The sequence below is a fragment of the Paraburkholderia sp. J63 genome, assembly GCF_905220245.1.
Taxonomy (GTDB): Bacteria; Pseudomonadota; Gammaproteobacteria; order Burkholderiales; family Burkholderiaceae; genus Paraburkholderia.
Genome location: NZ_CAJMZF010000003.1, coordinates 88,213 through 107,011 on the forward strand (window position 1 = coordinate 88,213; position 18,799 = coordinate 107,011).

The 18,799-nt window shown below is 69.1% G+C and carries 13 protein-coding genes and 1 pseudogene; all 14 read right to left on the reverse strand.

Features of this window, described 5'->3' with window-relative positions:
- Positions 1–33 precede the first annotated feature (33 nt).
- Positions 34–2,874, reverse strand: coding sequence for an Hsp70 family protein (locus U5775_RS04680; protein WP_322056953.1), 2,841 nt, complete (start codon positions 2,872–2,874; stop codon positions 34–36).
- A gap of 39 nt (positions 2,875–2,913) precedes the next feature.
- Positions 2,914–4,767, reverse strand: a complete 1,854-nt coding sequence (locus U5775_RS04685; protein WP_322056954.1) for an Hsp70 family protein — start codon at positions 4,765–4,767, stop codon at positions 2,914–2,916.
- The gene (locus tag U5775_RS04690; protein ID WP_322056955.1) at positions 4,764–5,366 is read right to left on the reverse strand and encodes a DUF2760 domain-containing protein; all 603 of its coding nucleotides are present in this window, start codon (positions 5,364–5,366) and stop codon (positions 4,764–4,766) included. Before U5775_RS04690 ends, U5775_RS04685 begins: the two co-directional genes overlap by 4 nt.
- A gap of 313 nt (positions 5,367–5,679) precedes the next feature.
- Positions 5,680–6,696, reverse strand: a complete 1,017-nt coding sequence (locus U5775_RS04695; RefSeq protein ID WP_322056956.1) for a ParA family protein — start codon at positions 6,694–6,696, stop codon at positions 5,680–5,682.
- A complete protein-coding gene (locus U5775_RS04700; RefSeq protein WP_322056957.1) occupies positions 6,693–7,901 on the reverse strand; it encodes an ATP-binding protein in 1,209 nt (402 codons plus the stop codon). The genes U5775_RS04695 and U5775_RS04700 overlap by 4 nt, the downstream gene beginning before the upstream one ends.
- A gap of 225 nt (positions 7,902–8,126) precedes the next feature.
- Positions 8,127–8,420, reverse strand: coding sequence for a hypothetical protein (locus U5775_RS04705; protein ID WP_322056958.1), 294 nt, complete (start codon positions 8,418–8,420; stop codon positions 8,127–8,129).
- Positions 8,417–8,989: a hotdog family protein gene (locus U5775_RS04710; protein ID WP_322057188.1), complete on the reverse strand. Its 573-nt coding sequence runs from the start codon at positions 8,987–8,989 to the stop codon at positions 8,417–8,419. The genes U5775_RS04705 and U5775_RS04710 overlap by 4 nt, the downstream gene beginning before the upstream one ends.
- A gap of 41 nt (positions 8,990–9,030) precedes the next feature.
- On the reverse strand, positions 9,031–9,876 hold the full coding sequence (locus U5775_RS04715; RefSeq protein WP_322056959.1) for a beta-ketoacyl synthase chain length factor: 846 nt from the start codon (positions 9,874–9,876) through the stop codon (positions 9,031–9,033).
- Positions 9,877–9,882: 6 nt separating this feature from the next.
- Positions 9,883–11,106, reverse strand: coding sequence for a beta-ketoacyl-[acyl-carrier-protein] synthase family protein (locus tag U5775_RS04720; protein ID WP_322056960.1), 1,224 nt, complete (start codon positions 11,104–11,106; stop codon positions 9,883–9,885).
- Positions 11,107–11,182: 76 nt separating this feature from the next.
- Positions 11,183–12,220, reverse strand: coding sequence for a polysaccharide deacetylase family protein (locus U5775_RS04725; RefSeq protein ID WP_415913510.1), 1,038 nt, complete (start codon positions 12,218–12,220; stop codon positions 11,183–11,185).
- Positions 12,221–12,296: 76 nt separating this feature from the next.
- Positions 12,297–14,930 (reverse strand): MMPL family transporter, encoded by a 2,634-nt coding sequence (locus U5775_RS04730; protein WP_322056961.1) that lies wholly within the window; start codon positions 14,928–14,930, stop codon positions 12,297–12,299.
- Positions 14,931–14,953: 23 nt separating this feature from the next.
- Entirely contained in the window at positions 14,954–15,688 is a 735-nt protein-coding gene (locus U5775_RS04735) for an outer membrane lipoprotein carrier protein LolA (protein WP_415913511.1), read from the reverse strand.
- A gap of 268 nt (positions 15,689–15,956) precedes the next feature.
- Positions 15,957–16,863 (reverse strand): annotated as a pseudogene (locus tag U5775_RS04740) (acyl-CoA synthetase); the annotation flags it as partial.
- Complete coding sequence (locus U5775_RS04745; protein WP_322056963.1) at positions 16,860–18,785, reverse strand: AMP-binding protein; 1,926 nt, start codon at positions 18,783–18,785, stop codon at positions 16,860–16,862. The gene U5775_RS04745 and the pseudogene U5775_RS04740, both read right to left, overlap by 4 nt.
- Positions 18,786–18,799: the final 14 nt, after the last annotated feature.

Here is an 18,799-nt window from a genome sequence, read left to right on the forward strand (position 1 = left end):
CACTTCCCTCCGCAGAAAACCGCTACGACCTTCTCAGCTTCCCATCAACTTCAACCCCGCCGGCAGCGCCTCCCCAAACACGCGCCCCGTATCGGCGTTATCGAGCGTCACGACTTCGCGCACCATCTCGATCCACGTATGCGGGGCGTTCGCGCCTTCGAGCCGCCGCAGCACCGCCTCCCGCACCGCAGGCTCCAGATCGCGCGATCTGTCGCCGGTCATACGCGCGATCTGCGCGGCGGCGAACATGGCAGGCTCGACCTTCTTCCAGTCGAGCGCGAGGATCGCGTCGAGCCAGCGCGTGGCCACCTCGGGCGCCACGACGCCGTGCGCGCTGCCATAAAACGGCAACCGCGCGCCAATGCGCCCCACGGCCCACCAGCTCTGATGATTCTCCGAAGGCTTCTGCAAGCGCGTCAAAAGCTGCTCGCCGATCTCGACTTTGCGCTCGGCCGCGATGCGTTCGAGCGAAGCGTAGAGCCGCACCATGTCGGCGTGACCGAGCTTCGCGGGATCGAACGGCAGCTTGTGCTTTTTCGCGCTCGCCGCTTCGTCGAGCCAGCGCATCGCCTCCAGCACCTGCTCCTGTTCCGCTTCGCCGAGCCCGCCCGCCGTGCGCCGCCACAGCGTCCACCATTCGGACCACACCTGGCTTTCGTTGACGTGCTGGATGCCGTCGTCGAAGAGAGTCCAGAGCTGCTCGACGCGCCACTCGTCGAGCGGATAGCCGAAGCCCGGCCGCATGCAGAAGCCCGCGAGGTTCAGCCACAGGCGCTCGTGGTCGGGCGAGCGGCGGCGCCGTCCCGCGCGCTCCCACAGCGCGCCGAACAGTTCGCGCAGCAGCGGGCCGTCCCAGTTCTGGCGCGGCCCGAGCACGTGTTCGAGCTGCGCGCGCAGGCGCTTGACTTCCTTGTGATCGACTTTCGCCGACTTCGGGCCGAACACGCGGTCGATCAGCGCGATGGCTTCGTCGAGCCCGGCGTGGCGCGCGCCCTGATTCGCCTGCGCGCCTGAGGCCTCGTCGCGACGGAGCTGGAATTCGAGCAGCCAGCGCTGCGCGTCGTCCTCGGTGGCGATGCAGCGCACTTCCAGCGTGCCCACTTCGGTGAGCTGCGCAGTGAGCCGCACTGGGCGCTCCTGCTCTGCGCGCGCGCCTTGAGCGCCGTGGGCATCCTGGCGCTGCACCACCGTGGAGAGCGGCGGCAGCCGCACGAAGTCCGCCGACGAAACATCGGCGATCTCACCGGGCTGCCAGGCCGTATCGGCGACCGTCGAGACCAGGTGGAATTGCACGGGATGGCCCAGACGCAGCGCGAACACGCGCTCGTCGAGGCGTACTTCGTGGCCTTCCTCGGTGCCGCGTGGCAGCAGGCAGACGCCGCGCGTCGTCGCGCTGCCGTCCGCGCCCGTGCTCATGCTCTTGCCGCTTTCTTCGTCGAGCACGAGGAAGTAGCTGCGCGGCGACCCGCCGCCGATGCGCGGCGCGCGCCCCGAACGCGCCAGCGCGAAGGCCACCGCGCCGCGCGCGACGGCCACGTCGGGCTGGTCGTTTTGCAGCACGGTGAGCGGCTGCTGGCGCCACGCATCGAGCGTCTCGCACAGCCGCCCGGCGAGCGCCTTCGCGCGGAACACGCCGCCGTTGAGCAGCAGCGTATCGGGTACGGGCAGGGGCGTTTGCGCGCCGCCGTCGGCGACATCCAGCGCCTCGCGCGACTGCGCGGCGAAGCGCTGCAGGAAGGCCGCGATATGCCGCGTGATCGCGGCGTCGGCGGCGTAGGGCAGGCCGAATTCGACGATCGCCGCGCGCGAGCGGCGCGGCAGGTCGCCGGGGCCGCCGGCGGGGAAAAAGCCGTCCACGACGATGCGCTCGGCTTCGTCGCGGCTGAGCTGTGTCGTGCGCGCCCCGCCGATCAGCCGCGCGCCCGCACCGAGCAGCGTCACGCCGACGGCCTCGGGCGCGGCGTCGCCCAGCAATTGCTCTTTCGCGACGCGGCAGCGCTCGACGAGCTGCGAGAGGCTTGCGGCGGAGAGGCGCGCGTTCTCGCCCGCGAGCCGGCTTTCGGCCAGATGCGCGAGCGCGAGGTCCATGTTGTCGCCGCCCAGCATCAGGTGGTTGCCCACGCCGATGCGGCTCAGTTTCGGTTCACCGTCCTCGATGTGGACCTTGATGAGCGTGAGGTCGGTCGTGCCGCCGCCCACGTCGCAGACGAGCACGAGGCGCGTTTGCGCGAGCTCGGCCTGCAGCGATTCGCGATGGTGGAACAGCCAGTCGTAGAACGCGGCCTGCGGCTCTTCAAGCAGGCGCAGCGCGGGCAGCCGCGCGCGCCGCGCCGCTTCGAGCGTGAGCGCGCGCGCGCCGTCGTCGAACGAGGCGGGCACGGTGAGCACCACGTCCTGCTCTTCGAGCGGCGCGTGCGGGAAGCGGTGGTTCCACGCGGCGCGCACGTGCGCGAGATAGCTCGCGCTCGCGTCCACGGGCGAGACCTTGCCGACGTCGTCGGGCGCGCCCCACGGCAGGATCGGCGCGAGCCGGTCCACCGAGGCGTGCGAAAGCCAACTCTTGGCGCTGGCGACGAGCCGGCCCGGCACCTGCGCGCCGAGCGTGCGCGCAAGACGGCCGACGACGGGCGCGGCGCCGCTTGCATCGGCGGGCGTGCCCTGGGGCGCGCTCCACGGCAGTTGCAGGGCATCGGGCGCGAGCTCGCCCGGCGCCGGGTGATAGCGTGCCGAAGGCAGGAGCGGTTGCGCGCCCACCTCGCCGGGCGTGGTGAGCTGCTCGATATCGAAGACGCGGATCTCGTCCGCGCCGCTTTGCGCGTAGGCAACGACCGTGTTGCTCGTGCCGAGGTCGATGCCTACGACGTATCGCTTCATCGTGCTCAAGGGTTCGAATGCGGGGTTTCGAACGCGGCTTCAGGCGCCCGCGCCGCCGCGCACGTCGAATTCGACCTTCCAGCGCTCGGCGCTGCCGCCCGGCACCGCTTCGAGTTCGAGCGTGCCCGCTTCGGTCACGCGCGCATGCAGTTTGACCGGCACGACTTCGCCGGGCGTGCGGCCTTCGGAGGGCAGCGTGGCCTGGATCTCTTCGAGCTCCTGAAGCTCTTCCGGCGACCAGTAGTCGAGCAGGGTGCCTACCTGATCCTGGCGCCGCACCGACGAGCCGAAGAAACGAAAGTGCACCGGCTCGCCCACCACGAGGCCGAATTCCTGCGGCGGCAGCGCCGCGTCGGTGCCTTCCTCCATGCCGAAGGGCGCGACGCACAGCGCCGAGACCGGCGGCTCGAGCCCCGGCACCGCGGGCATGGCCGATTCGATCGCCACGTAGTACGCGCGCGCCGTGCCGCCGCGGATGCGCACGCCCTTGCCGCGCTTCACGTAGCCGTAGTACGCCGCGCCGCGCGCGACCGCGAGGTCGAGGTCCGCGCCGCCCAGGAGGCGCGCGGCGGGCGCGCCTTCGGCCGCTAGCCAGCCGTTGAGAATGTCGAGCACGCGCCCGGCAAGCAGCGGCGACTTGAACACGCCGCCGTTGAACAGCACCGCCGTGGGATGCAGGAAGCTCGCGCCTTCGGCGCTCGCCGCGGGCGCGCCGAAGCCTTCGAGCTCCGCGAGCGCGCCCACCTGGCGGCCGAGGAAGGCCGCGAGATGGCGCGTCACGCCCGCATCCTGCGCGTAGGGCAGGCCGAGCTGCGTGAGGCCGGCGCGGGCGCGCGTGACCGGGCGCGCCGCGGCGTCCACCTGCGGGAAGAAGCCTTCGAGGATGATCTGCGTGAGTTCCGTGCGCGTGAGCTCGGTGCGGATCGAGCCGCCAATCAGCTTCGAGCCGCGGCTCGGCACCACGAGCGGCACGGTTTCCACGCTCGGGTCGGAGAGCAGCGTTTCCTTGGCCGAACGGCACGCGTAGGTGAGCGCGCGCAACTGCCACGGATCGGCCTGGGTGCCTTGCGCCGCGAGCTTGCGCGCGACCACGTGGGCGAGCGCGAGATCCATGTTGTCGCCGCCGAGCAGGATGTGCTCGCCCACGGCCACGCGGTGCAGCTCCAGATTGCCTTCGCGCTCGACCACGGCGATCAGCGAGAGGTCGGTCGTGCCGCCGCCCACGTCCACCACGAGGATGATGTCGCCGACCTTGACTTCCTTGCGCCACGCGCCGCCGCTCTTCTGGATCCAGCTATAGAGCGCGGCCTGGGGTTCTTCGAGCAGCGTCATGCGCGTGTAGCCGGCGGCCTGCGCGGCCTCGGCCGTGAGTTCGCGCGCGGCCGGATCGAACGAGGCCGGAATCGTGACGGTGACGTCCTGCTCGGCGAACGGCGCGTCGGGGTTCGCGTAGTCCCATGCCTCGCGCAGGTGCGTGAGGTAGCGGATCGAGCTTTCGAGCGGCGAGACGCGTGCGACTTCGGGCGGCGCGTCGTTGGGCAGGATCGCGGCGCGGCGGTCCACGCCCGGATGGCAAAGCCAGCTCTTGGCGCTCGACACGAGACGGATGGGCGTGCCAGCGCCGCGGCTGCGCGCCATTTCGCCCACGGCGTACTCGCGCGTCGTGGTCCAGGGCAGCGTGAGGTCGCCCGGCGTGAGCTCGCCCGCATTGGGCAGATAGAGGAACGAGGGCAGCAGCTCGGGCGACTCGATCGCGCCTGGGGCCGTCAATTGCGTGACGGGCAGCACGCCCTGGGTGGCCTTTTCGCCGTCACTGCCGGCGAGGTCGACGAAGGACAGGGCGCAATGCGTCGTGCCGAGGTCGACGCCGATGGAATAACGCGGTTCGCTCACAGTTCCACCTCTGCCGGTGCGAGGACCTTGGCGTCGTTCGACTTCACGAGCTTGGGCAGCTTGACGTCCTCGACGCGCCAGCCGCGATGGCTGATCGTGCCGTTATAAGGCGCCGCGCCGACCACGTTGCCGGTCAGGCGGATGGCCGTGGCGTCGAAGCCTTCGGCGATGGTCACGCGGCTGCCCTCGGCCTCCGTGCGCACCGGGCGGATCGTGAAGTGCTCGCGCAGCGTCGCGCGGCAGCCTTCGTGCACGAGGCGCGCCGCGGCGCCGATATCGGCGTCGCCGTAATTGGCGATGTCTTCCTCGACGAAATCCACGAAGCGGGCGTTGCGCTGGAGCAGACCCAGCAGTTGCAGCGCCGATTGCGGGCTGGGTTCCTCGATGGCGGCCGCTGGTACGGGCGCGGGTTTGGCGACGGGCGCGGCGGCCGGAGCCGGCGCAGCGGGTCTTGCTTGCGGCGCGGCAGCGGGCGCGATGGTCTCGCCGTTGCGCAGGCGGCGCACGCCGGCGGCCAGCTCGGCATTGCCGAGGATGGCGAAGAACGATCCGAAGGCAAGCGAGAGCCTGCCCGCGAAAGAAATCTTGGGTTCGGTCATCAAAACAGCTCCAGTGGGCTCGCACGCCTGGGGCGAGCGGTCCGGCCGGCCTCGCGTCGAGGCGCTCACGGTACGTCTTCGGGACGTCCAGCGTGTGACGGCGGGGGCATGGCAGCCCCCGCCAGGCGGCAGCCGGCAGGAAAAACATGAGCCCGGCGCGGGCTCAAAACCCGTATTTTGCCTTGTCGCGGGCGCAACACGGGTAAATTGGCCGTTCGGGGGAGGGAAATTAATTTGCGAACGAAGGCATCGGGCAGGGTTTCGATCGCCAGCTTCCAGCTAGTTCGGGTGAGACCCAGTTCGTGTCACGTACTCACAAAAAGCTTTCGGGCAATGTGAGATCGATCCGCTGAGCGATCTCCAGGGCAACCGTCTTGAAGTCGCTATATGCCTTTTGTACAGCGTTTGCGTGAGAGCCAATGGCTCCGTCGGCCGCCCTCAAAAAGAAAATGGGTTTTCGGGCTTCTTGTGCCAGTGGCATCAGGCTGTTGTAATTCTTCAACATCGCAAGGCAATAGGGATCCGTTCCAATACTTGGCAGCGTTTTGGGGTCCACTTTTTGGTCAAGGACGCTCTGACGAAACTCCTTCGGAATCTGGTCGAGCCAGCGTGTATATGCCTTTACTGGCCTCGTCAAGCGAACACCGCGGCGCATGGCGATATAGCCGACGGGGGTCATGTCGCCGTCAGGCAAATCAAACGTCGGTTGTGTCCAGCTACTGCGACGCTTTTCCCAGCCTTCCCGCCAGTTCCGCAAGGTAGGGCCGAGGTTACGCAGGCCTTGCAAAGAAAATAAATCAGCGCCTAAGGGAACGATTACGTGGTTACTGCTCAGTAGAGCGGCGCGGTTGATTGCACCCAGGTTCGGGCCGACATCGATAACAACCAGATCTGCCCCAAAGCGGGTCGCCGCTTCTTGGGCACTGCGCCAGAATGCAGTCAGGATGCGGAATGGGCGAGCCTTGTTTGTCTCACTCAAGACATCCGTCCATGTGCCAGAAAGTTGGTCTTCAAAGCTCGAAAGCGCAAGATCGCCCGGAATTAGCGCGAGCCTTGAGTTAATGATCTGGTAGTCCACCGGTGCAAAATCACCGACGTCCAGCAATGGCTTGATGCTGTCAAAGATAGTGGAAGTGGTTGTTTCATCTTCCCAAATCTCCTCCAACTGATCCTCGTCCAGAAACGCGGCTGTTAAATTGGCCTGCGGGTCCAGGTCCACGGCCAATACCCGCACACCTAGCGCGGCAAACATGGAGGACAGGTGGTACACCAGTGAGGTTTTGCCGACACCGCCCTTGTTATTGAAAAAAGTGAGGACAGGAATCGTCATCGGGTTCTCCGAACGGTAACCAAAACATGGTTGGCACCGGTATCGAATTCGGGTGGCGGATTGCCGTTGTCGGCGAGCAATTTGCGCGCGGTGGCAATACCCACACCAAAACGTTGTACAAAGCCTAACACCTTCAACGCTTCGGCGAGATGAGGGTTGCGGTAGTCCGTAATACCGGGCCGGCCAAAATTGCCCGAATTGACCACCCCGTAAGGGCCGCCTGGACTAATAATTTCGACTCGGTCATTGAACCACGTAATACGGACTGGGGCATTGGTCGCCTCGTAAGTGCGATGCATCACAGCATTGCGCACTAACTGCTGGAGGGCGGCCAAAGGATAATCGACGACGCGCTTCTCCACATCGCCAGAGGTCAAGTCGATGCGTGTGGAAATATGTGCCTTGATCTTGTCGTCGAGGCGATTCAGGATTTCGCCAAGACGTCCGTCGATAACGGCTTCATCGATGATTGGTGCATCCAGTTCAGATCCATCTATGCGCAGGAACTGAACATAATCACAGGGGATCAGATCACGAGGCTGGTTGCCGACAACCATTGCGCCCAGGACGGTCGGCGAGGGCGACGCCACGGACTCGATCATGCGGCAGGCGCTAAGGCGCTCCTCGTAGCTGCGATGGTTGGCTTCCAGTACGTCGGCGGAGAAAGCTCCCGGAAGATATTCTGATTCGAATGTTCCCCGGTTCAGGTCTGCCAGCGTGGCAAACGATATGGGTTGCAGGTCGAATGGCAGATTGCCATAACGGCGCCTCTCGTTGAGAACACGTTCATCCTGTGCGTTGGCGATATCGCGACGCGGTCCCGTGCGAATCCAGATGCGCCCTCGATATTTCACTGGAGGTGCATCGGCAGGCATGACGGTGATAACCGCCACATCTTTTCCACGAAGATTTCGCTTTTCGACGGTCATGCTCGGGAAAGGCAGAATATTGCCGTCCGAGCGAATATCTGCGAGAGCGCGCAGCAGGTCGTCGGTGACGTCCAATCCACCAGGTTCACCATCCTTGTCTTTGGCGCCAATAAAAACTACACCAGCCTGTCCATGTCCTGGCAAGTCGTTGGCGAAGGCGCAGACGGCCTGGCGGACCTTCTCAGGAGCTTCGCCTTTAAAGCTCTCTTTGCGTTCCGCACGATCTGATTCGATGTCAGCCAGCAGCGTCAGCAATTGCTCATCTGTCAGTCTCATGTCCGATCCTCAACAATGCAATCAACCCAACCTCGTTTGCGAGGATCTCGCCAGGCCTTGACGGTTACTGAACTCAAAGGGCCTGTCGACTCTTGGTCAAGTGGTCGATTTTAGCTTGCCGAGGACGGTTCGGCCCAGTTCACTGTCTGACACAGGACTTTGCAAGGAATTTGCGATACGTCGGACCCCGCGTGCCCCGGACCGCGCCAACCCCGTCTCATCGCATCACGCCTCGGTCTTGCGCGCTTGCTCGCTGCTTTCGTCCTTATGGAACACGCGCTTCGTGGCGCGCTTGGTCCCCTCCCAGCCTTCGCGCGAAACGTGCGCGATGCCGTGCCCGACCGAGCGGGCCGCATTCGCGGTCGCGTGGCCGAAGTCGCGCGCCGCGTGGCCGGTCTTCACCGCCGCCTCTTTCGAGTCGTGCTTGATGTTCTCTTTCACCTCGTGGAGGTCGGCATGGGCGGCCGAGCTCATTACGCCGAGCAGCAGCGCGGTCAGAACGAATTGACGTGTTTTCATGCGAGTTCTCCCTTGGAATGGTTATCGGTGGTCCGGGCCAGCGCGCCGGACGCGTCGAGCATCACGGCGGCGCGCCCGCAGAGCAGCACCTCGTCGCCGCAGCGAACCGTGAAGCCGTAGAGGACGGTGTTGCCGTCGCCGCCCATGCGCTCGGCTGCCACGCTGAGCGGCGCCTCGAACGTATCGAGGCGTGCGACGCGCGCTTCCACGTTGCGCACGCTCGCGAGATAGCCCACGCGCGGACGGCTCGCCGTTGCCGGTTGCCGGGCGCCTTCGCGCATGCCGGCGAGCGCGCCGTGCACGGCCATCGCCTGCGCCGCGTACTCGATGCCGCAGACCGACGCGAGCCGCCCCTGCGAGCGCAGCGGGTTGCGGGCGTCGCGGTGGCTCGTCGCCGTGCAGCGGATGCGGGTGTCGTCCCATGCGTCGACGGTGTCGAGCAGGCACATCGCGCCGCTGTGCGGGATGTGCGCGGCGATCCACGCGCGCCCGAGCGGCGCGGCGCCGGGTGCCGGGGGTGTCGAAGGCGTCCGGGGCGACGCGGTCGACGAAGCGCTCGACGAAGTCATGGACGAACCGGCAATCGGCGCGCCGTGCAAAACGTCTTGCGTCATGGCGAGCCCTCCGCATGCGTGCCCGTCGGCGTCACGTCGATGCGCACGCGCGTCTCGGGCAGATAGTCGATCACCACGCTCGCCGCGCGCCCTGCCGCGATCGCTTCGAGCAGCGGCAACACGCGTGCGGCGGGGTTGTCGGCGCGCAGCGCTTCGAGCTCGGGCGAGGCGAGCGTCGTGGCGGGCGCGTCGGTGAGCTTCACCTCGATGCGCGCCAGCGCTTTCGCCGGCGTCGGCGCGCCGGCGTCGTCGGCCGCAGTGACGGGCGCGAGCACGAGCGCCACGCCGAACGCATCGTCGATCGGGCGCACCGCATGCATTGGCTCGGGATAGTCGGTGTCGTAGGCGATCAGGAGGCTCGGCACGCCGTCCACGGCCACCTGGCACAGGCTCTCCAGCAGCCCTGCGGCAAAGCTGCCGTCGTGCGCGCAGAGCACGTTCGACGTCGCCCGCGCGCGCGCCGCGATGCTCCAGTAGCCCGCCGCCGCGTTGTGCACCGAGTTGTGAAAGCGCGTGGGCGAGATCTGGCGGTCGTCGCCGGCGAGCATTTCGCAGATCGCGTGGCAGTTCTGGCCGTCGCCGCCCGACGCCGCGAATACGGTCGCGAGCGTCGTGGCGTCGCGGCCGCTCGCGGCCACGGCTTCGTGGCCCACGGCCAGCGCCGTTTTAACGACCGGGCTGGTGCGGCGGCGCTCGGCGCTCGGCAGGCCCGCGGGCGGCGGCAGTGCCGTGCGCGCGCTCGCCCACGGCGCATGGCCCGCGAGGATTTCGGCGGCCTGCGGCCAGTCGGCGAGGCCGGGCCCGATCAGGCCGATGCTTTCAATGGAGGCGTGCAATTTCATGACGGTTCACGCTCGCGGTTCGCGCAGCGCGTGGTCCGCGCGGCCAAGAATCAGGCTGCAATTCGTGCCGCCGAAGCCGAACGAATTGCTCAGAACGGTGTGCAAGTCGGCGTCGCGGCTCTGCAACACGTAGTCGAGGCCCAGCGCCGGATCGGGCTGCGTCGTGTTCACGCCCGCGGGCACGAAGCGATGGCGCAGCGCGAGCGCGGCGGCCACGGCCTCCAGCGCGCCCGCCGCGCCCAGCGTGTGGCCGGTCGCGCCCTTGGTCGAGCTGCAGGGCGTGGCGCCGAAGAGGGCGCGCACCGCGCGGCTTTCCGCGGCGTCGTTGCTCGGCGTCGCGGTGCCGTGCAGATTGATGTAGCCGATCTCGTCGGGCGCGACGCCCGCCGTGGCGAGCGCCTGCTCGATGGCCGCGCGCGCGCCGAGCCCTTCCGGATGCGGCGAGGACATATGATGCGCGTCGCTCGATTCGCCCACGCCGAGCAGCAGCACGGCATTTTCATCGAGTGTTTCCGGCGCTTCGGGCACCCGCTCGACGAACGCGAATGCCGCTGCCTCGCCAATCGAGATGCCGTCGCGCGCCACGTCGAACGGGCGGCACGGCGTGCGCGAAAGCAGTTCGAGCGAGTTGAAGCCGTACAGCGTGGTGAGGCACAGCGAATCGACGCCGCCCACGAGCGCGGCGTCGATGAGTCCCGCCTCGATCATGCGGCGCGCCGAGCCGAACACCTTCGCGCCCGACGAGCACGCCGACGAGATCGCCACGGCCGGCCCGCGCAGGGCAAAGTACGCGCGCACGAACGCGGCCACGGAATAGGGGTTGTGCGTTTCGGCGTAGTGGAACCCCGCGGGCAGCGCGCCGGTCTGCGGATCGCGCCGGCGGTAGGCTTGCTCGGTTTCGAGAATTCCGCTCGTGCTCGTGCCGATGAATACGCCCACGCGCTCGGCTCCATGGCGCGCGATCGCCGCCTCGACGTGCGCGGCGAAGCCATCCTGCGTGAGACCGAGCTGCGCGAGCCGGTTGTTGCGGCACGCGTAAGCGGCTAGATCGGCGCGCAGCGGCTCGGCTTCGACGTCCTCCACCGCGCCGATCCAGGTGTCGAGCTCCGCGCGCTCGAAATCGCACGGCGTGAGGCCGCCGCGCTGATGGCGCAGCGCGTCGAGCATCGCGTCGAGCCCGCGCCCGAGGCAGCTGGTGGCGGTGAAGTGCGAGAGCAGTAGAGGTTTCACGAAGGTCGAATCCGGTGACTGAAGCGCGCGCTGCCAGGGGAGCGCAAACGGCGGCCTGGCGGTGCATTGATCCTCATCAAATTTTATCAAATGGGGGATGGCCGGCCCCATTCGGGCCGGGGAGCGCTCCGGCTGGCTGGCCCGCGGCTTCGGCCTGACGCGCGAGGCGGGCGTCGGCGGCGGCGGACATGCTCGTCGTGCTTAGGGCCGGATCGGCGGACGAATCAGGTGCAGGATCGAGCGCCTCGCGCAGCGTCGTCCAGCGCAATTGCGCGTTCGCGGCGGCGCGCAGCACCTCGGGCAGCACCTCCAGCACCACGGGCTGGCCGTTCGCCGCGCGCGCCGCGTGGCCGTCGTGCACGAGCAGGATGTCGCGCGGCGCCAGGCCGTGCAGCAAGCGTTGCGCGACCTGGCATGGGTCGCGCTTGCGCGTGTCGAAGCCGCGCCGCGTCCAGCTCGCGAGCCGCAGGCCGAGCCCGCACAGCACCGGTTCGAGAAACGGATTGCGCAGGCCCGCCGGGGCGCGGAAAAAGAGCGGGCGCATGCCGCTGATTTCGGTGAGCGTGCGCTGCGCGGCTTCGATCTCGCGCCGCAGTGCGCCCGGCCCGGAGAGCGAAAAGGTATGCCGGTGCCGCTGGCTGTGGTTTTCGACGGCGTGGCCGCGCGCGACGATCGCCTCGACGCATTGCGGATGCCGCCGCGCGAGATCGCCGATGCAGAAGAATGTCGCGCGCGCGCCGTAGTGGTCGAGCAGGTCGAGCACGCGCGGGGTGACGTCCGGGTCGGGGCCGTCGTCGATGGTGAGGGCGATGCGGCGTTCTGCTTGATCGTGCGCGGGCTGGGGCGCATTCGCCGGTTCGCGCGTGAGTTCGCGGAGTTCCGGCAGCCGCGTCCAGTTGGGGCCGAGCAGCGCGCTCTTCGGCCAGAGTCCCGCCGCCGTCAGCGCGAGATGCGAGGCGATCACGCCGCCCGCCGCCCACGGCCAGATCGATGGCTGCGCCAGCAGCGCCGCCGCCGCGCCCGCGTGCAAGGCCGCCGTGCCCGAAATCAGCGGCGTGGGCCTCCAGCGGCGCGCGGCGCCCGTTTGCGATGCAAGCGGTGAGGGCGTGTTCACAGGCTTCCTCCCTTGCGGCCCGGCGGCGCTGCGTCCGGCGAAGTGTTTGCCCGCGACCCGCGCAGCGATGGCGTGTTCATACGCGCCCTCCCTCGCGCCGGGGCAGCGCGGCATCGGCGGCGTGGGCATCGGCATGCGCGGCGCGCGGTGCCTGCGGCGCGAGAATCGCGGCGAAGGCGAGCGCGAGCATCGCGCCGGGCCCAACCGTGAGGCCGAAGGTTTCGAGCAGCGGCACGTGCGAGAGCGCGAGCAGCCCGAAGCCCGCGACCGTGGCCAGATTGGCGACCAGCAGCGAGACGAGCGTTTGCGGCGTGACGTGGGGCGCGGCCCTGGGCGCGCCCGCTTTATCGCCCGCACTGCCGCCCTCGGGCTTGCAGAAGAACAGCGCATAGTTCGAACCCACCGCCACGATCAGCAGCATCCCCACGAGATGCAGGATCGTCATCGGCACGCCCGCGAGCGCGAAGCCCGCGGCCACCACCAGCACCGCCGCGACCAGCGGCGCGAGCGCGCGCGCCGCGCGCAGCGGCGAGCGCAGCGCAACCGTCAGCAGCACGACGATGGCCGCGAATCCCGCGAGCGAGAGGCGGATGTCCTCGTGGACGTAGTTCACGTAGAGGCGGTCGGCTTCGGCCTTCAGGTCGACGAACAGCGCGCCGGGCACGTCCGCGCGCGCGACGGCGGCGGCGATCGGCGCGGTGTTCAGGCTCGGGCCGGGGGCGGTGGCGGCTTGGGCTGAGCGGTTGGTCGCGCTTTTCGCCGCGCTATCCGGCGCGCGCAGCGCAAGCATCGCGCTCCAGCGGCCGTCCCGCTTCGTCAGCAGGGCATCGACGGCCAGCGCCATCGAGGTGCCACGCAAGTCCGCGCGCGTGATCAAGGGCGCCTTGCGCGCGGCCTCGACATCGGCGATGAACGGCGCGAACACCTCGGGCTTGATGCCGATGGGCTGATCGGCCACGGCCTCGCGCATGCGCGCGGTGAGCGTGGCGGCGTCGGGCAGGCTCGCGAGGCGCGCGCGCTGCGCGGCGTCGCTCGGTAGATAGCGCGCCGGGCTTTCGAAGCCCGCGAGCACGCCTTGGTCGACGAGCGGCTGCAGTTGCGCGCCGATCTTCTCGGCGCCTTCGAGCGCGGCCTGCTCGCTCGCGGCCGGAATCTCCACCAGATAGCGCACGTCGGGCGCGCCCACGTCGGCGCGCAGCCGCGCGTCGAGCGCCTGGCTCGCCGCCGGGACTGGGCTCAGCGAGGCCAGTTCGTGGCTCCAGAGATCGTCCCGATGCAGCGCGAGGACCGCGACGGCGGCCAGCGTCAGCACCGCGAGCGGCCAGCGCAGGCGCGGCGCGGCTTGCGCGGCGCTGGCGAGCCAGGCGCCGACGCGCGAGACGTCGCGGATCGCCACGGCGCCGCCTTGCAGGCGCGGCAGCACGAAGCGCGTGACGAGCGCCGCCGTCACGAGGCCCGCGATCGAATAGGCGCCCAGTTGCACGAGACCCGGAAAGCCCGAGAACAGCATCGACGCAAACCCGCACACCGAGGTGAGCACGCCGAGGCGGATCGTCGGCCAGTAAGCGGCGATCCAGGCGCGCAAGCTGTCGGACGCATTGGGCGCATGCGGGTAGGGGCGAGCTTGAGCCGCCTGGCCCGACTGCACGAACAGATAGATCGAGTAATCGACGGCCTCGCCGATCAGCGTGGTGCCGAAGCCGAGCGTGAGCCCCTGGACCGTGCCGAACGCGAGACTCACCGCGGCGATGCCCGCGGCCACGCCCGAGAGCACGGGCACGAGGCCGAGCGCGAGCGTGCGCGGCGAGCGGTAGAGCGTGAGCAGCAACGCGACGATCAGGACGAGGCTCAAGGCCGAGATGCGCTCGACGTCGTGACGGATCGCGTCGCGCGTATCGACGGAGAACACGCCGGGGCCCGTCATTTCGAGCCGATACGGCGAGGCCGACGCCCACGCGGCGTTGTTCGGTTGCGCGCGCGCAGCGGCATCGAACGCATGACGGATGGCGTCGATGGCGCGCGCCTGCGCGTCGGTGTCGGAGCCCGCGGCGGCCGTCTGCGCGACCAGCACCGCGCGCGTGCCGTCGCGCGAGGTCCAGACGCCGTCGAGGCTCTGCGGCTGCGCGGCGCTGTCGAGCTCGCCCACGAGCGCGGCGACTTCGCCGGTCGGATCGTGCGGCAGCAAGTCCTTGGCGACGAGGCCCGCCGACGACGAAAGCAAGTCGAGGCTCTCGCCCAGCGCCTCGTGCAGGCCGGCGGCCGTGAAGCGTTGCGGCGTGACGGCCGGGCTCAGCGCATAGCGATGCGCGAACACGAATTGCTGGTCGCGCGCGTCGTTCACAGCTTCGCCGTTGTGGACAGCGGCGAACTGCGGATCGGCGCGCAGGGTCGCCGCGACTTGCCGCGAGAGTTGGGCGCGCGTGGACGGATCGCCTCCGTCGATGGCGACGAGGATCAATCGCGAGACGAGGCCGTCGCGTAGCTGATCGACGAGCACGCGCTGACCTGCGCTCGGCGAGCGCGGCAGGAACGCGGAAAGGTCGGTGCTGAAATGGGCGCGCGCGATGGCGCCCGCGCACGCGAGCAGGAACACGAGCCACACGAGCACCGCGCGCCGCTGCAGCGCCTGGGCGAGGGCGCGCAAGCCTCGGGCTTGCTGCGCAGTGTTCCTGGCAGTGGGCCTGGTGTTGGGCCGGGTCGGGTCGTCCATGCGCTGCTACCCGCGGGAGAGGCTCAATTCGCCGACGCCGACGCCGACGCCGACGCGGCCAGCGGGCGCAGGCGCATCAGCGAATGATCGCCGCCCGCCTGCTGGATCGCCACGCTGTGCAATGCGTCGCCGCTGCCTTCGAGCGTGATCGTGCTCACCGTTTTGAGCATGCGCGAATCGCGCGGCGTGAGCGTGAGCGTCCAGTTTTCGCCGCTGCCGGCGAGCGCGACCTGATACGTCTGTTCGAGCGCGAGCCGGTTGCCTGTGAGCGTCGCGCGGATGCTCTCGATGAACGCGCCCAGCTCCGGATAGCGCGCGAGCGCGAGCGTGTACTTGTGGTTGTTGCGCTCGACCGTGAGCATGTCGCCGTCGACCACGAGGTGCTCGGGTTTGGGCTTGAGCGTGTTCTTCTCCAGATGATCGGGCGCGACGAACACGAGCTCGCCCGACGACTCGATGGGCTGCGAGGCGATCGCGAGGTACTTGGTTTCCGTGAACGCGGCGCGGCCCGACTTGTGCTGGGCGAGCGTGGCCATGAGGCGGTCGAGCGTCCAGGCGGCGGCGGGGGCGGTTTCAGCGGCTTTGGCGGCGTCGGTGGCTTGTGCCGCGGCGGCGGGCGCGGGCGCGAGCACACAGAGGGCGCTCATGCCCAGCAGTGCCAGCGCTGCAGCGGTGCCCGCTAATGCACGCTGGGCGCGCGGGGCACCCCGCGCGCCCAGCGAACGGTCAGGGAAAGCGAAACGGCGAGTGGCGCTCATGCGTCGAAGGTCTCCCGGGTGGCCAGGCTCGCGTGCGCCGTTTCGCTGCGGCGCGGCTTGTCGCGGCGCTTTTGCGTGCGATCGGCGTGATCGGCATTGACGGCACTGTTGGCATGGGTGGCGCTATCGGCGCGGCTCGTCGCATAGGCGTTCCTCGCGATGCGCTCGGCAATGTCCGCGTGCCTCGTCGACGCATGCGCTGCCTCTGTCTCGGGCGCCGCTTGTGCCACGTTTGTCGCCGGTGCCGCTTGTGCAGCCTGCTGCGCCTGCGCGCTCTGCCAGAAGTCGAAGTAGTTGAACCAGTTATACGGCGCCGCGCGGCAATGCCGGTCGAGCAGCGCGACATAGCGCGCGAGCGCCGCGTCGATCGCGCACTGGCGCGACTCGCGCGACGTGTGCGTGAAGTCGGCGAGCATCTCGAAGTGCACGTCGTAGCGGTTGCCGCCGCGATAAAGACCCGTCATGAAGATCACGGGACGCTTGAGCATCGCGGCCATGTAGAGCGGCCCGAGCGGGAACGCCGCGGGCTCGCCGAGAAAGGCCATGCGGCGCATCGAGCTGGCGGCGTCGGCGAGCAGCGTGCGGTCGGCGAGCATGCCGACCATGCAGTTCTCGTCGAGCCGCTCGTTCACGCGCAGCATCGAATCGACCTGGCCGAGCGGGATCACTTCGGGCTGCGCGGCCGGGTTCACGGCGGCGATCGTCGCGTTGATCTTGCGCGCGTTCTCGTCGAACATCGTCACGACCACGCGCATGTCGGGCCGCGTGCGGCCCAGCGCGCGCACCACCTCGAAGCTGCCCAGGTGGCCGCCCATCAGGAACGCGCCGCGCCCGTTCGCGAGCGCGGCATCGACGAGCGTCTGCCCCTGCGGGCGGATGTCGAACAGGTCGAAGCGCTCGTTCATCAAATAGATGCGGTCGTGAATCGTCGTCGCGAAGGTGAACACGTGCCGGTAGATGTCGCGCCAGCCCACGGGCCGGTCCAGCACGCGGCGCAGATAGTCGCGCGAGGCGGCCCGCGCCCGTGGCGAGAGCAGCACATAGTAGAGCGCGATCAGATGCAGCAGGCCGCGCGCGGCGGGGCGGCCGAGGCGTAGCGAGAGCCAGGTCATGAGGCGCAGCAGCAGCGCGCTGCCGCGCTCCTGGCGCTGGGCCCAGTCGGTGCGCTTCGTCATGATTGCGGCCCCTCCTGCGAGGATGCGCGCGCGGACGACGCCGGCGCACTGGGTGGAGGCGGCGCCATCGACAGCGTGCCGCTCGCGACGTCGCGGCCGCCCGCGCGCACGGTGAAACGGATCGCGCCGCTGGCCGCCGCGTCGAACGCGAGATCGAGCGTCTCGCCGGGCTGGGCCGGGCTCAGGAATTTCGCGGCGGAGAGGCGCCAGGCTAGCAGCGGGCGGTTCAGGGCCGCGCCGATGGCGTCGATGGCGTGGTCGAGCAGGACGACGCCGGGCACGACCGGATGGCCCGGGAAGTGGCCGGGCAGCGCGGGGTGATCGGCGGGAATCGTGAAGGAGAGCGCCGATGCGTTGGGGGGTGTGCCTGGGGTGGCTTTGGCGGCCGTGGTGCTTGCTGTGTTTGTGCTTGCTGCGTCCTTGATGCCCGCTGCGCTTGTACCGCTTGCGCCACTCGCTCGCGCCGCTGCCTCAGCCGGAGCTTGCGTATGCTGTGCGACCAGCGCCGCGAGCACTTCGTGCGGCAGCTTGCCGGTCTCGTTGCGCGGCAGCGAGTCGACGAACACGAGCGGACGCGGCAGGAACGCGGCGTCGATGCGCTCGCGCAGCGCGCGCTGCAGGCTGGCCGCCGTGAGCGTGGGCGCGACCACGAGCGCGACGAGGCGCGTGACGCCCACCGCGCTCGCGTTATCTGCATGACGCCCGCTTTCGCTCGCATGCGCGGCTTCGCCGGGCATGAAGAACACGCCATCGGTCACGCCCGGAATCGCATTGAGCTGATGATTGAGGTACGAAAGCGAAGTCCGCTTGCCCGCGATGTTGATGAGGTCCGCCTTGCGCCCGTGCAGCAGGAAGCGCTGCGCGTCGAGCAGTTCGAGCGCATCGCCCATCGGCACGGGCTCTTCCACGTGGCCGCCCGAGACCCAGACCGTCGGCCCTTCGTCGCTGGCGTCCGCGCTACCGTTTTGGGCGGCTGCGCGCGCCTCCATGCGGATGCGCGGAAACAGCTCCCAGGTCGCGCCCCGCGCCGTGCGGCGCGTCGCGATCTGGCCGGTTTCGGTACTGCCGTAGATCTCCACGAGCGGCGCGCCCAGACGCGCCTCGGCCTCGCTCGCGAGCTTTTCGGCGAGCGGCGCGGTCGCGCAGAGCACGAGCGCCGCGCCCGGCAGCGCCGCTTCGGTCGCGAGCAGCGCGCGCAGGTGGATGGGCGAGGTCACGAGCACGCGCGGCTGCGGTACGGCCTCCAGCTCGGCGCGGATATCGACGGGATAGAACGGCTGGCGGTTGCTGAACGCGAGGCCGCCGATCAGCGCGAGCAGCACCGTCGATTCGAAGCCGTACATGTGCTGCGCGGGCACGGTGCCGATCAGGGTGTGCGGCGCGTGGGTGCTGGCCGACGCATCGAGCAATCCAAGCCGCTCCGCCGCCGCGCGCACGTTGGCCACGAGGAAGCCCCAGGTCTTGCGATGCGGCACCGGCGCGCCGGTCGAGCCCGACGTGAAGACATAGGCCATGATGCGCGCCGCGTCGATCTGCGGGACCTCGAACGGCGCATCGTCCAGGTCATTCGAGGCGATGGCCGGCGTGGCCTCGGGATAGCGAAAGCGCGGCAGGTCGATCGTGCAGTCGGCCATGTCGTGCAGGCAGAACGCGTCGGGGGCGAACGAGGCGAGCTGGCGGACCATCTCCGGCGTATGCGTGGACGGCAAGAGGCTGATGCGACCCGCGACGAGCGCCGCGCACAGGCTCACGGCAAAGCGGTAGCGGTCGCGGCAGACGTTGAACACGTGGCCACCCGGCGGCAGCGCGGCCGCCACCCGCGCGACGTCGGCGAGGAACGCGTGCACCGTGACTGGCGAGCCATCGCGCCAGGCGATGACCTGGCGGGGCGAAGCGTGAAAAAGCAGCGGATGAGTCGGCATAAATCAGTTGAATC

Coding starts and splice junctions, on each gene's coding strand:
- U5775_RS04735 (WP_415913511.1), bottom strand. CDS start 15,688: ATGAGCGCCACTCGCCGTTTCGCTTTCCCTGACCGTTCGCTGGGCGCG.
- U5775_RS04700 (WP_322056957.1), bottom strand. CDS start 7,901: ATGAGACTGACAGATGAGCAATTGCTGACGCTGCTGGCTGACATCGAA.
- U5775_RS04745 (WP_322056963.1), bottom strand. CDS start 18,785: ATGCCGACTCATCCGCTGCTTTTTCACGCTTCGCCCCGCCAGGTCATC.
- U5775_RS04680 (WP_322056953.1), bottom strand. CDS start 2,874: ATGAAGCGATACGTCGTAGGCATCGACCTCGGCACGAGCAACACGGTC.
- U5775_RS04695 (WP_322056956.1), bottom strand. CDS start 6,696: ATGACGATTCCTGTCCTCACTTTTTTCAATAACAAGGGCGGTGTCGGC.
- U5775_RS04715 (WP_322056959.1), bottom strand. CDS start 9,876: ATGAAATTGCACGCCTCCATTGAAAGCATCGGCCTGATCGGGCCCGGC.
- U5775_RS04730 (WP_322056961.1), bottom strand. CDS start 14,930: ATGGACGACCCGACCCGGCCCAACACCAGGCCCACTGCCAGGAACACT.
- U5775_RS04705 (WP_322056958.1), bottom strand. CDS start 8,420: ATGAAAACACGTCAATTCGTTCTGACCGCGCTGCTGCTCGGCGTAATG.
- U5775_RS04690 (WP_322056955.1), bottom strand. CDS start 5,366: ATGACCGAACCCAAGATTTCTTTCGCGGGCAGGCTCTCGCTTGCCTTC.
- U5775_RS04710 (WP_322057188.1), bottom strand. CDS start 8,989: ATGACTTCGTCGAGCGCTTCGTCGACCGCGTCGCCCCGGACGCCTTCG.